The following is a 14271-nucleotide window of genomic DNA, read 5'->3' as shown; positions in this document are numbered from 1 at the left end:
TTCCACCTCTTCTTGACGGGGCAGAGCATCATAGTGTTATAACGGCATCAGTCTAGATACAAAATGGGGAACACCAATTGATGATTAATTGCTGGTGCTTGGAGAGAGTTAAACTTAGCTTCTAGAGCAAACCCTGATTAGACACAGTTGATAAGCAATGCTAATGCCAGCACTGCTGAATATTTTTAAGCAGGTGAGTCAAGAGTGATGAATGAAGCTGACACCTCAAACAAGGGGGCTGTGATGGAATCCCTAAATTCTGCTAATTCGCCACAATCAGAGCAGGCGAGTTGTCCCTTTTACTCAGTTGTGCCTAATGACAATATGACAGTTAAAGAACTGCCACTCCTCATGCCAGCTGAAGATACACAATTTTTACAAGATACCACCCAGCAGGACTGGGTTGCAGAGCCTGAAAGCGGCAAACAAGCACTTATTGACTCGGAATTTCAGAACCTGCTGGCATTGAACGAAGAATTACGTGCGGCTAACAATAATTTGTATGCACAAGTGGAGCAGCTAAAAGACAACCTAGCTGAGTCAGAAAAGGTTTTGCAGTGGCAGAAAACGCGTTCTAGCGTTAGTGAGTCGATGCTCAACCAACACACTCAGGAATTAGCTGCGGCTCAAGAACAGATAAAATCTTTATTTCAACAATTAGAAACTGCTGTACAAACCGTTCAACGTCAGGAAATTTTCACTGATACTTATAAAGCACAGCTACAAATTAGCCAACAACGCCTGGCCCAGTTAGAGCGAGAATGTACGTTGCTACACACTAATAACAACGAACAATCTCAGCAGTTATTGCAATCAGAAAATGTTTGTCGGGAGTTACGTACAAGACTGATGCGACAACAACGCCAGACGCTGCAATTCAAAGCAGCTTTGGAAAAATGTCTAGATACATCGGTTCCTAGCTATGACTCCTTAGAGGATGCTGCAAAACATCCTAAAGACATCACTAGTAGCCAAGGAAGATTTTCTAGAAAAGCTCGGTCTTTATTTCCTAATGCACAGCCGATTCAACCTTGGTCAGCAGAAGAAGAATCCCTGAGTAACGATCTAGATAATTCTTGGGGTGAACCCTCAGCACCAATCCCATTCCAAAGAAATGAAGCCTCTGCGACGCCGCCATCATCTCCTTGGAACTGGACAGTTAAGAAAGACACGCCAACACCAACACAATCGGCGCCATCTCCAGAAGTTGATGATTCTCCAGATACCACTGAAGCGGTTTCACCTTCGGGTTCGTCAAATTTAGATCAGCAATTAGATAGTTTAATCCAAATGTTTTTCACCTCCCAGCCTGCATCTACATCACCACCACCTGCTGCGAAAACGGATGTTAGTGATGTTCCTATTTGGGAGACTTTAGCAACAATTTTAGAAGACGATGAGGAACTAGAAAATCCACAGGAGGAAGATTTGGAGGCAGAAATTAATCCTGCTGCAACTACCTCTACTTCTTGGACGACGGATTCTGTGCTTTCACCAGCCAATAACTTACTGCTTTCCTCTAATCCATCTCACACCGAAACGCCTGTTGGAGAAACTGAAGACTACTGGTCAGAAGTTTCACAATTGTCAGCAAGTGATTTGTCCTCAGAGTCATTAGGTGATAACACCAGTGATGACAATTCACCTTCACCAGTAGTTTATCCCCAGCGTCCACCCAAAGGGCGTAAGTCATTGGCATCTGTAGAACTGCCGAATTTTCGCCCCAAGAGTTAGGAATTAGTTGTCATTAGTCATTTTTCTAATAAGCTAATCGTCATTCATTTTTCCAGAATGATTCGCTTCTAGTAAGGGCTTCAGCCCTGCTTTTATGCAAGTTAAATGCCGATTAGCTTACTAATGACCAATGCCAATGACTAATTCAGAATCCTTGCTTCTGACTTCGGAATTATGGCTTCTGGGTTGGATTTTGCCACCTGACTGCGCGATCGCGGTTTGCCTGTGGCGATCGCATAATTAATCGCCAACAGCCACAGCCACAAGCCTGGATTCCGGGGTTCTAGCCAAAAACCTACCCGGTTTAAGAAGCGCCCAAACCACGGACTTAGTAAAGCACTAATCAGGGCATGACGACCGAAGGTGAAATAACTACCAAGCCATCGCCCTAAATCTCTAGGCCCAGCCAGTTCCCAAATCCATAAAAGCAAAGCAGGATTTTTCCTAGCGGCTTTGAGTGCTAAACGGTTAAAGGTTAACCAATCACACCGATCTTTGATAAAGTTATCTGCCACCTCTGGCGGTTCATCTGCTAACAGCCCAAAAAAGGTGTTGAGCATGGAGTTAATCCGCTGCGGTGGTAAAAATTTCCCTGTGGGAACCATCATCCCTTTAGAAAATAGCCAAGTCACAGAAACGTTGCTTTGATAGGCACGAATTTGGTTCAAGTGGCGGAAACTCAACAAGTCATGTTTGAGAGCAGTATCCAACAGCGTTGTTAAGCGCTCTAAGTTGCGAACTAGGGAACCAAAACCGGTGAAAACGAGGGGAGATTGAAGTGATGCTGCATCGCCGATCGCAATCAATCGATCGAAGGCAACTGTGCGATCGCGACTTCCCACACTAAAATGCCCTGGTATATACCCAAATGTCGGCTTCTTCCACACCAATTTGTCCATATCGCATCTGCGATACTCTGGCAAAATCGTGAAAAAGTCCTCGTACATCTCCAGCAAAGAACCGGGATTTTCAGCATTGACTTCGTGGTAATGAAATAAATAAATCGTCAGTTCCTCATCTGCTGCGGGAAACAATTCCCAAATCAACTGCCTTCCCCGCGAAATATCCCCATGACTGTAAAGAACGTCCCCATATTGAGAATCCCATACTCCCGGCTCAAATCCGCTCTCAATTGCCGCTCCCACCGTCGGACACACACTATCAAAGGCACGACCACCGTTTAATTGCCAAGCAATGGGTGAGGCAGTTCCCATTGCATCTATTAGCAGTCGTCCACTTACTTGTTTCTCAATTTGACTGGGCAAGTGCTTGACTTGCAAAACTACCTGTGATATATCAATATCTGCACGGATAAATTCTGTTTCATCCCAAATTTCACCGCCTGCCGCTTGCAGTTTTTGCCCACACATTTGGAGCCATTTTTCGGAATCCAAGCCTAAATTTAGGACTGTGGGTGTGTGGAGGACGGGCGATCGCAGTTTGGCTGGATTATTAGCATCAAAAAACTTATTGAATCCGTCTTTGTATTCCCTGGCAATGATGGTTTCTAACTCAGCGGGGGTGACTAAACCCAAGTTAACCAAGCTTTGAATCTCATCGCGCGAAATATTCCATTCTCGGTTCATCCGCCCAAAGGGCATTCGTTCCACTAGCAAGACTTTATATCCGAGTTTTGCCATCAGTGCTGCATGGATTGCGCCTAATGCACCGCCAATGTAGATGATGTCGTACTGGGCATGGGGTACAAGAGGCAGAGGGGAAAGACTTCCTGCAACTTCTCCTCGGTCACTGAGCGTAGCCGAAGTGCTGCTCCCCTGCTCCCCCGCTCCCCCGCTCCCCTGCGAAAACACTACTTGACGCGGCTGCTGCGGATTCCGCACCCCTTCGCGCCATCGTTTTTCCCACCAATAGGCACGAGTTAGGTCATATTCACCGTTGGGCATTTTCTGAAAATACTTGACGGTAAGGGGGTAAGTAGAGCCTAGTGCGGCAAATATTGATTGCTGGGATAAATCAATTGCTGGCGGTTCTGGGTAATGATGCGGGAAACGGCTTCTGATTTCCTTGGTCAAGCGTTGCAGAATTTTTCTTTCACTGGGAAAAGGTTGTTCTGCCCAGCGAAACACTTTCAGATAGGTAGTTCGTTGCACCGACCAGACAAATACCGAAAGTTCTGTAGGCAAGTTTTCGGAAAGGCTCACTCCAGTATGTGCAGTAGCACTGGGTATTTGAAGGCGAAAGCCTTCCGAGGTAAGCACTTTTTCTCCATTTCCAGGTTCAAAATCTGTTTGTAACCAACTACGCACAGTTTCTGTTTCTGGAGTTGGAACTTCTAAATAAAGGATTTCTTTCATGTTTTCCTGACATCTCCCATCAATCTACTCACTAAGACAGATTTTCTTAGGACACAAAGTAAGGTAAACTCCGCCCTATTAGTTTCATAAAGATTCAGTGAAGAAATTTTAAGAGTTTGTCAAATTTATTGTTCATTTTGTATTTCTGTAAACCCACGCCATGAATTATCCCATTCCAGACAGTCCCCAAGAAATTATTGCTCTGCAACAACAGCCGATTGATGAAGAATTAGTTGCCAGTGCGATCGCTGGAGTAATTAAAATTGTCCGCGCTCAGGGTCAATCTTTGGAAGAGTTAACCGCTCAGTTGTTAGCAGACGATCCACTGCTGGATCGGGAACAACGTCGCTGGTTAAGCCAATTAGTTGCCCAATCCTGGGAAAAGTTCTCCTAAAACCTTGTTTATGATGAAGTTTTGGTCGCAGCATGAGATTTCTAGGTCTGTACCTAAATGTTGGCTTGGCGATGCCTACGGCGGGCTGCGCCTACGCATTTTCAGTATAGGAGTAATAATAATGGTCAGTATGGGATTGGCAATTGGGTTGCTATTTTTGCGTTCATGGCACAGAAGCTACTAAATTAACCATATCAGCGTTTTACATTGCTTATGAATTTTACAACGTTCTGAAACGGAAAGACCTCTGCTTTGCGCCAGAGGTCTTTTTTTGGGAGCAATCTTCATGCTGTTTGAACAACGCCTCGACAGATAATTTTGTTGAGCGATCGCTAACTAAGTAAAAATAAATACATTTGAAAGCCTTGACAATGAATAATCGTAGTCAGCGGCTCTAGCCATTTAAAATCTTATCCAGAGCAATAAATCGCTGACTACGAACAAAAGTTTTATTTTAGATTTAATTATGTCTACCGACTTATCCACTAACGATCGCTTTCAACCCATCAACCTTTTTGAGTACGAAAAGCTAGCAAAAGAATATCTATCTCAAACGACACTTGATTACTACAGTAGTGGTGCTTGGGACGAAATCACATTGCGAGATAATCGTGCTGCCTTTGAGCGAGTCAAACTGCGACCTCGGATATTAGTCGATGTGAGCGATCGCAATCTAAGTACCTCCATTTTAGGACAACCCCTGCAACTACCTTTGTTAATTGCACCGATGGCTTTTCAATGTCTAGCCCATCCAGACGGAGAAGTTGCCACAGCCCTAGCTGCTGCATCAGCTGGTGTGGGTATGGTGTTAAGTACAATGGCAACAAAAAGCATTGAAGAAGTGGCGACTGTATGTAATCAGTTTCCAGATTCTCTGCGGTGGTTCCAGCTTTACATCCATAAAGATCGGGAATTAACTCGTGCTTTGGTAGAAAAAGCCTATAAAGCAGGCTACAAAGCACTTTGTCTAACTGTAGATGCACCAGTTCTCGGACAGCGAGAGAGAGATAGACGTAATGAGTTTGCCTTACCCCAAGACTTACATCTGGCTAATCTTGCTAGTATCTCAGGGCTAGATATTTCCCATGAAAAAGGTGAATCTGGATTATTTACCTACTTTGCTCAACAACTAAACCCAGCAGTCACTTGGGACGATTTGGAATGGTTGCAGTCTTTATCTCCATTACCTTTAGTCATCAAAGGAGTTTTACGCCCAGATGATGCTGTGCGGACTGTAGAATATGGAGCCAAAGCAATTGTTGTTTCTAATCATGGTGGCAGACAACTCGATGGTGCGATCGCTTCTTTAGATGCCCTCGCTGAAATAGTAGCGGCAGTGGATGGTAAAGTAGAAGTGGTATTGGATGGCGGCATTCGTAGAGGCACAGACATTCTCAAAGCTCTGGCATTAGGAGCAAAAGCAGTACTAATCGGACGACCTATTTTGTGGGGACTAGCGGTAGCAGGACAAATCGGCGTATCTCATGTAATCTCACTACTACAAGATGAGTTAAATGTGGCAATGGCACTTAGCGGCTGTGCCAAAATACAGGATATTGAGCCTAGTTTATTGACCCTGCAACGCTTTAAGTCGGAGAACTGTTAGAAATGTGATTCAAACAAAACTTTGAGAAATAATTTTCAGACTCGTTACAAAATCGTTTTAATTAGAGTATACTAGTTAAGGTTAGATACAAAGGGCGGGTGGCGGAATTGGTAGACGCACCACACTCAAAATGTGGCGGCCTTACGGTCATAGGAGTTCGATTCTCCTCCTGCCCACTACCAAACAAGTGCTAAAGAGGTGAAAAATTTATGCGCCTGAAAAGATGGGAATCTCCCCGTAAAGAAGGCAGAAATGATAAAGGTAGAGGCGGTTCTGCTAGGAAGCGTCAACTGAAAAAACAAAGGCAAATGTTACGCCAAAGACTTAAAGAAAGTAACAAGCCAGACAATAACAAAAATGAAAGAACAGGGAAAGATAAATTTATCTTTCCCTTATTTTTTGGGCTTTTATTTCAGAAAAAAATAAAATTTAGAGATTTTTCAATACAGACACTAGATTAAATCTGTAATTCTGTAATAAATTTGGAAATCATAAGAAAAAATTATTAGTCATTAAAATATACTAAATTTTAATCAACCTCTTAAGCGCATATTGACGTATAAAACCCGCAGATTAAGTAGTTAGCATTTTACATTTATACTTAAGTGATTAAGTAGTATATACTACTTAATATACAGCTTCTCTCTAGGAATTTATCGCAATTATAATGCTTGGATGAACTAACCAAAAATTAATTATGAAGGAAGTATGAATTTTGTCAAGCAGTGTCTAAAATCCTTAACATAAAACAGTAAGCTAGGACACAGCAGTAAATAATTCTAGTATTACCGATTAAGCCAAAAGTATACTAAAAAGGCAATTGCACCTCCACGTGTTAACTTCCAACAATCACACAAGCCTACAAAAAGTCAGGAGTCATCCAATCCGAATATTAAATCATTGGGATTGGTCTAGGTAATCTATGAATTGTTTTCTTGGATACAGGAGTTATTGATGGTGGCGAGAGTGCTTCTACCTACTAAAAAAGTGCTTGATTTTCCTATTACTGCTTTACGGTTTGACGACCAGATACAAACAATAGTGAAGTGGGCAAGTAGGCGTGAGAGTAAAACTGTATATGTAGCCAATGTACACATGCTCATTGAAGCCCATTGGAATCCAGAGTTTGCCACCATATTGCGAAATGCAGATATAGTTACTCCTGACGGTATGCCTCTGGTATGGATGATGCGAAAAATGGGAGCGCTTTACCAAGACCGTGTGGCAGGGATGGATATTTTTCTCGCATTATGTCAGCTAACTCAAACACAAAATCTGAGCATTTTCTTTGTAGGTTCCCAAACAGAAATTCTGTCTAGGATGCAAAACAGGTTAGAGAAGGAATTTCCGCAGATAAAGATTGCGGCAATGGAACCTCTACCCTTTCGTCCCCTAACTGACATTGAAGACGAAGCTTTGGTTCAAAAGATTAACTCTAGTGGTGCTAGCGCTGTCTTAGTGTCTTTGGGATGTCCCAAACAAGAAAATTGGATAGCTCAACATAAGGGCAAAATACAAGCTGTAATGATTGGACTGGGTGGAGTTTTCCCAGTTTATGCCGGAATTCATAAGCGTGCACCCCGCATAGTTCGAGACTTAGGACTTGAATGGCTGTATCGATGGATTCAAGAACCGCGCCGACTTTGCGGCCGCTATGCTAAAACTATTCCACTATTTATATGGTTGGCTACTAAGCAACTACTATCATCAAGTCGGATTGCAGGGGTCTTTCTTCACGAGACTGGGGATTAAAGAAAAAGAAATAAGGTAAGACAGACTCTAAGCGGTTCATCATCAAGAGAACCAGACTTTAGATGCTAAGGAAAGAATTTTCTGCCTGAAGCACGAAGATTCAAGGGTTCACCTGAAAGTGATGAAAGAAGTCAAGTACAAGGATTTCCATCAATCTCCTGCTGTGAAAACCCATTATCTGAAATCAACTATTAAAGTACTTGACATTGACCCAGGACTAAGTGTTATATTAACCATAGTGAAATTGTTGGGGCGTCGCCAAGTGGTAAGGCAGCGGGTTTTGGTCTCGCCATCCCTGGGTTCGAATCCTAGCGCCCCAGTTAATCTCAAGACAGGCTATTATGCCTGTCTTTTAGAGTATTTAATTGTATTTTTAAGATGTGTCTCAATGCATCTAATTCTGTAAATGTCACTTATCAGGGGATTTAAGAGCTTGATCTAGAGTCTGCCTAGCTAGTTCTGCTTTAGACCGAGCTTCTTGGTAACGCACATTAGCTTGAGCAAAATTTTTGAGAACTTTAAAGCCTTCCTTGAGTCGAGTAATTTCTTCTTCAGTTACTGACTCATCGGTGAACAGAATATCAACAGCTTTGCGAATTTCCAACGCTTCAGATCGTGACTCCTGAACTTTCAGCTTGAGCGTGGCCAGGTTACTCAGAATCTGGACAGCTTGTGTAATACTATCCTCACCACTAGCAGTATCAATAGTTGACTCTTTTACCTCAATTAATTGTTGAGGGCCAAATCCTTCTTCCAGTTCCGTGGGTAGCTTACCTGCATCCATCAGTTCCATTAGCTGATCCATTGCTTTATCACGGGCTTTGGCTGAATCTTTTCCAGAAACAGTAAGGATAATTTCTGGGCTTTGAGCGAGAGTGTATTGAACCATATTTGAGTAGAAAATTTGCTGATTTAACCAAGCTGAGGCAAGTAATTATATCATTTTGCGTGTCCGATCATTTGTTGATTGTCTAGTCAATTAAAGAGTTGAAGACCGAACGTCAACACTTTGAATTTTGAATTGTTACCTCTACCCCTGCTAAGTCGCTCAAAATAAAACTTTATACTTAAGAAAAGGAATAATTTTCAATAGGAGGGGAGAGCAATGGCTCCCAATCCCACCATCATGCAGGCTGTGGAACAACTGGGCTACCGTGTCACCGTTGGTGATGTGGCAATTCAGGCAGGATTGAACGTCGCTGAAGCTAATCAAAGCTTGTTAGCCCTGGCATCTGATGCTGGCGGACATTTACAGGTAGCGGATTCAGGTGATATAGTTTTCCTTTTTCCACAAAATTTTCGAGCAATTTTGCGTAATAAATACTTCCGGCTACGATTGCAGGAATGGTGGAAAAAAGTCTGGAGTGTTCTGTTTTACCTGATTCGCATTTCTTTTGGAATTTTCTTAACTGTTTCCATCGCCCTGATCGCTGTTACCATCTTCATAATCATTACTGCTGCCAATTCAGACCGTAACGGGGACAATCGGGGCAGTAATTCCGGCGGTGGTGGCTTCTTCTATTTTCCAAATTTATTTTGGTATCTTAGCCCAAATTATGACACCCACTACCAGGAACCGCGACGTGGAAGCCAGGAAGAAAGCAATCTGAATTTCTTTGAAGCTGTGTTTTCGTTTTTGTTTGGCGATGGTAATCCGAACGCCAACTTAGAAGAACGTCGTTGGCAAGAAATTGCTACGGTGATTCGGAGTAACCGTGGTGCAGTAGTAGCAGAACAAATTGCCCCATATTTGGATGACATTGGCGAGGGATACACAAGAGAATACGAAGATTATATGCTGCCCGTTCTGACGCGATTTAATGGGCAACCAGGGGTAAGTCCAGAAGGTCAAATTGTTTATTACTTCCCAGAGTTGCAGGTGAGTGCAGTTAAAAAGCGCCGTTATGCAATATCAGATCGCTTGGAAGAATTTCCCTGGCGTTTTAGTGCCGCAAGTTCTGGGCAGATTATGCTGAGTGCTGGGTTAGGGATACTCAATTTTGTTGGTGCTTTAGTACTGGGAAGTTTGTTGAGAGATGGAACTGTTGCCATCCAGTTAGGCGGACTGGTAGCTTTTGTACAAGGCATTTATTGGCTGCTATTGGCTTACGGAGCAGGTTTTTTAGGCATACCGTTATTGCGTTATTTCTGGATTCAGTGGCGTAATCGCAAAATAGGCGATCGCAACCGCGATCGCCTTTCCAGAGCAAGGGTATTGGCAAGCCCTGATGCACTTTTGCAACAAAAAATCAAATATGCTCAACAATTTGCAACAGAAAAAGTCATTGGCAACGAAGATTTAGTGTATTCTAGCGAAACTGACTTACTCGACCAAGAAGTTGAACGTTCTGCAAAAATTGACGCTGAATGGCAGCGGCGCTTAGAACGTGGGAGTGGGGAATAGGGAGCAGAGGGGCAGAGGGGCAGAGGGGCAGGGGGAGAAGAATTTAATAATCAGTCTCCAATGCCCAATGCCCAATCCCTGATTACTTCGCCTGAATTGGTGTTAGAGCTACACCTTGATAATAATGTCCCAAAATTTGCAGGTGGTTTACTCCTTGCCGAGCCAGATTGTACGCCCCCCACTGACTCATACCTAAAGCATGACCGTAGCCAAGCCCTTGCAATACAAAACTACCATCAGCCCCCTTGGTGACGCTAAATTTGGTACTTTTTAACTTGAGGGCTGTTCGCACTTCTTCGCCCTGTAGCACCTTCGTGCCCTTGTTACCAACAATTTTTAAAACTTTAACACTGCGGAAAGGTGAGTATGTCTCTGGAATTATCGCCGTCACACTGCCCACCTCAGGAAATTTAGCGCTAATTTCACTGGGCGAGAAGGTTTTCACCCAATTACACTCGCGGATATTTTGATCGTAGTCTTGAACAGCACGTAGGTAAGGCAGAGTATTTCCCCAAACATCTTCTACGTTTTCAGTGTGTCCCCCAGAACAAGCGTGGAAGACTGAGAGAATAATCCGGTTTTTATAAGTTAGTACCTGCCCTAAAGTAGAATCCACTGCGGTGTAAGTAGCAGGAGATTCACTAATGACACCTTTGTAAATTTGCCAGCGATCGGGGGTATTCCCTAAATCGTAAACGGGATTATTTCGTTGTTTTTCTCGTTCGTAGAGGGCATAAGTGCGGGCTGCGATCGCTTGGGCTTTTAAAGCTTCTTGGGGCCAGCTAGCATCCATTTCCCCACCGAGAACGCTGTAGAGATATTCTTGGTCATCCACCCAGTTAACAGCCGTTAAGCCTTTTTCTGTGGGAACAACCAGAGTTCTGCCTCGATACCAGCGATCGCCAATATAAACAAATCCTTTACCAGTTGGCTCAATCCAAAATAAACCAGACTGCCACTTATCTAAGGCAACTCCGCCAGGAACGGCTTGGGCATAATATGCACTCATCGCTGGTAACTGTCCGAGAGTCCGGCCAGTACTATCCTTAACGATGCCAGTGGTGGAACTACCCACTTTTACCTGATTAACGCCCCTCTCAATTGCCACGCGTAGGATTACAGACGCTTGGGCAGGAGCAACCAAAGCTATCCACAAAAAGATACTTACCCACCAATAACGTACTTTAATCTGAGAAAATAAAGAGCCTAAGTAAAGTTGGAATTTCATACCGATCATCTAATCACACTAGTATCTAATTGACGCTCTGGATTATGGCGTCTACTACTTTAAGATGAGACAGTTCTCCAACGCGGGAGGTTGCCACCTCCTACTAATTATGCATTTTGCTTTAACTATAAGGTAGAAATCAGACATTAGGGAAAGTGAATCGTCCAAATCTGACTGCTGTGGAAGATAAACTTTTATTCTTCGATTTATGATGCCAATACCTTTTGAGAATTGCTCGCTTCATTAGCGATAATTCCAATTAAATTCAACTTACTCAAAATTTCTATTGCTTGAGTCAGTTCAGTTCGAGTCACTTTCCCCATCCGCTCTACCATGACAATACCACTGCAAAAAGATGCCACAATCCTGGCATCAACCGTGCCTAAAATAGATGGAGCATCTATTAGTACTAGGTCATAATTTTGCTCAAACGCCTCTATTAGTTCTTTCATCCGTTGAGAACTGAGCAACTTCACTGTGTCTTCTGGTTCTGGCCCAGCAGTTAAAATATCAATGGAGGGGTGAATGGGCTGGATATAATCTTGAAAATGAGTAGTTGTCTCATCAACTAATAACAGAGAGAGTCCCCAATCATTGGATAGTTCCAGGATTTTGTGCAAGCTAGGATTATGTAAATTAGCGTCAATTACCAATACCCGTCTATGCATTCGGGCAGCGCTAGCTACAAGCCCTAATACTAAGGTTGTCTTTCCTTCCCCTGGTAGTGCTGAAGTAAACATCAGCGATTTGAACGGCAAGGGATATTTTAATATCTGAATATTTTGGTAGATCATGTCCAAAGTTTCATGGACGGGCAATTTATTACTGGCTTCTATTACAGAATAATCTGAGCTTCTTCGGACATTCCAAGGCAGGCCAAGCCGCCGTTTTTTGACACCACGTGACGGTAGTTTTGGTACCGATCCCAATACACGTAGGTTAGTCAGTTTCTTTAAATCTCCGGCACAATAAATAGCGTCATTAAACTTTTCCAAAATCAGGGCTGCTAAAATACCTAAAATCGGCCCAATTACTGCTCCTCCAACCAAAAGTAATAATCTGTTGTTACCCATATAAATACCAGGAGAAGGTTCTGCCAAAACTTGCCAGTTATATCCTTCCTGAGCAATTTTCAGTCCTAATGACTGTTGCGCCTGGATTAGTTGTTCAAGGTTTTTGCGACTAGTTTCTAGCTTTGGCAGCAGACGATTATATTCTGCTATTAAACTTGGATATTTGTTTAGATCGGAGCGTATTTGCTGTTCTGACTCGACTAAATTTTTTTCATTGGCAGTTAGTCCTAAAACACTTGTCTGTACTAAAACAAACTCATCTACTAGGGTTGGATCGACCCCTAATATTTGTCCTTTGAATAAAGGCTTTTCTTTACTAGTATTAGTAATAGTTTTTACCTCTTCTCGTAAGAGAGAAAGTTGACTTTGGCGTTGCTGTTTTAATTTTTGTACCGATGGATAATCATCTGTATAACGGAGCCGCTCCTTAGCCAATGCTAGTTCAGTCTTTTGAATTTCACTTAATAATGCTTGATAGCGGCTTGACTGATTTAAACGAGAAGAAAGTAGTGTATTCTGCTGAGACGAAGATGCTATTAGTTGCTCTAGATTATCATAGCGAGCGTTTACATCTTGAAGGTTGGCACGAGTGGTTTGTAATTGTTGTTGAATATCGGCTAGAGATTCTAGCAGAATTTTGCTTTGGACTTCGGGATCGAGTAATTTATGTTTTTTGCGAAACTGTTCTAAGTTTTTCTCAGCTTGACTTACCTCTTTTTTAATCTCAGGTAGACGAGTATTTACAAAAGCTAATCCCTGATTCAAACGTTCTTTTTGCTGCTGTTTGTTGTAGTTTTGATAGACTTTCTGTAGAGCTTGAAGTACTCTTTGTGCTTTTACTGGATCGTCGTCATGAAAAGAAACTTTAAATGCCTGATTAAAAACTTTATTTGCTCCCATGCCTCCCGCTTCTGGAGTTACTTCTAAAGGTGCTTGTCTGTTATGTTCTTTTTGACCATTGATGTCTTGTAAGGTAATATCAGGATAATCAGAATGTAGTAAATCTACAGCTTTCTGAAGCAACTTAGAACTCAGCATGAGTTTCATCTGAGTAGTGGAATCAACAACTTGAGAATTTGAATCATTAACCTGAGTATTTGACTGTGCCCCTTCAGATAAATTGGAATTCACCAATATCTGCATATTGCTTTGGTAAGTAGATTTGGCATTGATAGCCAAGAGGCTAGCAACTGACATAACTACACAGGAAACCCCAAAGATCAGAAAGCGTCGGCGAAGCAAAATAGTAGATAGTTGTCTGATGTCAACTGCGCCTTGTGCTGAAGTAGTAACCTGTTGCTCTTGATTCAGACTAGTCTTAGCCACTATTAAACTCCTCTAATATCGAAACGCTATATTTATTTGGAAGATTTATGATAAATATGAAATGATTTTTTTACACCTAATAGCTGCGATCGCATACTTAATTCTTCTTCCAACAATGACAAGCTAATTTGGCACAATATTATGCCAACTGGCGCTTTCATGTTCATCAATTCATGCATATAAATTCTTAATCAGTGTTGGAAGGATAAATTTTTAATAAATATTTTATTTAAGGAATAAAAATCTTGACGAAAAATTAATTATTTTTTCTAAGTATTTGAGTATCAAATTATCCGACTCACAATATTACTATATATATTAAAGTTATTTTGATAACTTGTAATATAAAAAACACATTGATAAAAATATTTAAACCATACTATTTGTATATTATTGATACATCTAGTTAACCGTAAATTGTTGGTTAAATAGTTGACTT

General features: G+C 42.1%; 10 protein-coding genes and 2 tRNA genes. 8 read left to right on the top strand and 4 right to left on the bottom strand.

The window, feature by feature from the left end; translation table 11 throughout:
* Nucleotides 1–207 precede the first annotated feature (207 nt).
* Complete coding sequence (locus tag V7K53_RS11930) at nucleotides 208–1734, top strand: hypothetical protein (protein ID WP_335197734.1); 1527 nt, start codon at nucleotides 208–210, stop codon at nucleotides 1732–1734.
* Between the two features lie 140 nt (nucleotides 1735–1874).
* Here the strand turns inward: V7K53_RS11930 and V7K53_RS11925 are convergent, their stop codons facing one another.
* Nucleotides 1875–4049: an NAD(P)/FAD-dependent oxidoreductase gene (locus V7K53_RS11925; RefSeq protein ID WP_335197723.1), complete on the bottom strand. Its 2175-nt coding sequence runs from the start codon at nucleotides 4047–4049 to the stop codon at nucleotides 1875–1877.
* A gap of 160 nt (nucleotides 4050–4209) precedes the next feature.
* Here V7K53_RS11925 and V7K53_RS11920 point away from each other — a divergent pair, with 160 nt between their 5' ends.
* From V7K53_RS11920 to V7K53_RS11895, 6 genes are all read left to right on the top strand, one after another.
* Nucleotides 4210–4443, top strand: a complete 234-nt coding sequence (locus V7K53_RS11920) for a hypothetical protein (RefSeq protein WP_335197722.1) — start codon at nucleotides 4210–4212, stop codon at nucleotides 4441–4443.
* 466 nt (nucleotides 4444–4909) lie between these two features.
* The gene (locus V7K53_RS11915; RefSeq protein WP_335197721.1) at nucleotides 4910–6049 is read left to right on the top strand and encodes an alpha-hydroxy acid oxidase; all 1140 of its coding nucleotides are present in this window, start codon (nucleotides 4910–4912) and stop codon (nucleotides 6047–6049) included.
* 92 nt (nucleotides 6050–6141) lie between these two features.
* Nucleotides 6142–6225: transfer RNA gene (locus V7K53_RS11910), tRNA-Leu, on the top strand.
* 33 nt (nucleotides 6226–6258) lie between these two features.
* Nucleotides 6259–6510, top strand: coding sequence for a hypothetical protein (locus V7K53_RS11905; protein WP_335197720.1), 252 nt, complete (start codon nucleotides 6259–6261; stop codon nucleotides 6508–6510).
* Between the two features lie 493 nt (nucleotides 6511–7003).
* The gene (locus tag V7K53_RS11900) at nucleotides 7004–7801 is read left to right on the top strand and encodes a WecB/TagA/CpsF family glycosyltransferase (RefSeq protein WP_335197718.1); all 798 of its coding nucleotides are present in this window, start codon (nucleotides 7004–7006) and stop codon (nucleotides 7799–7801) included.
* Between the two features lie 248 nt (nucleotides 7802–8049).
* Nucleotides 8050–8121: transfer RNA gene (locus V7K53_RS11895), tRNA-Gln, on the top strand.
* An 89-nt stretch (nucleotides 8122–8210) separates the two neighbouring features.
* On the opposite strand, the gene V7K53_RS11890 is transcribed toward V7K53_RS11895, so the two are convergent.
* On the bottom strand, nucleotides 8211–8690 hold the full coding sequence (locus V7K53_RS11890; protein WP_335197717.1) for a hypothetical protein: 480 nt from the start codon (nucleotides 8688–8690) through the stop codon (nucleotides 8211–8213).
* Nucleotides 8691–8906: 216 nt separating this feature from the next.
* On the opposite strand from V7K53_RS11890, the gene V7K53_RS11885 reads away from it, so the two are divergent.
* Complete coding sequence (locus V7K53_RS11885) at nucleotides 8907–10205, top strand: hypothetical protein (RefSeq protein WP_335197716.1); 1299 nt, start codon at nucleotides 8907–8909, stop codon at nucleotides 10203–10205.
* Nucleotides 10206–10287: 82 nt separating this feature from the next.
* Here V7K53_RS11885 and V7K53_RS11880 read toward each other — a convergent pair whose 3' ends face one another.
* Both V7K53_RS11880 and V7K53_RS11875 read right to left on the bottom strand, forming a co-directional pair.
* Entirely contained in the window at nucleotides 10288–11433 is a 1146-nt protein-coding gene (locus V7K53_RS11880) for a SpoIID/LytB domain-containing protein (RefSeq protein WP_335197715.1), read from the bottom strand.
* 206 nt (nucleotides 11434–11639) lie between these two features.
* Nucleotides 11640–13832 carry a GumC family protein gene (locus tag V7K53_RS11875; protein ID WP_335197714.1) on the bottom strand — a complete coding sequence of 731 codons (2193 nt, stop codon included), beginning with the start codon at nucleotides 13830–13832 and terminating at the stop codon, nucleotides 11640–11642.
* Nucleotides 13833–14271: the final 439 nt, after the last annotated feature.

This window comes from Nostoc sp., from assembly GCF_036917355.1.
Taxonomy (GTDB): domain Bacteria; phylum Cyanobacteriota; class Cyanobacteriia; order Cyanobacteriales; family Nostocaceae; genus Nostoc.
This window is presented reverse-complemented; position numbering and strand designations above follow the sequence as displayed.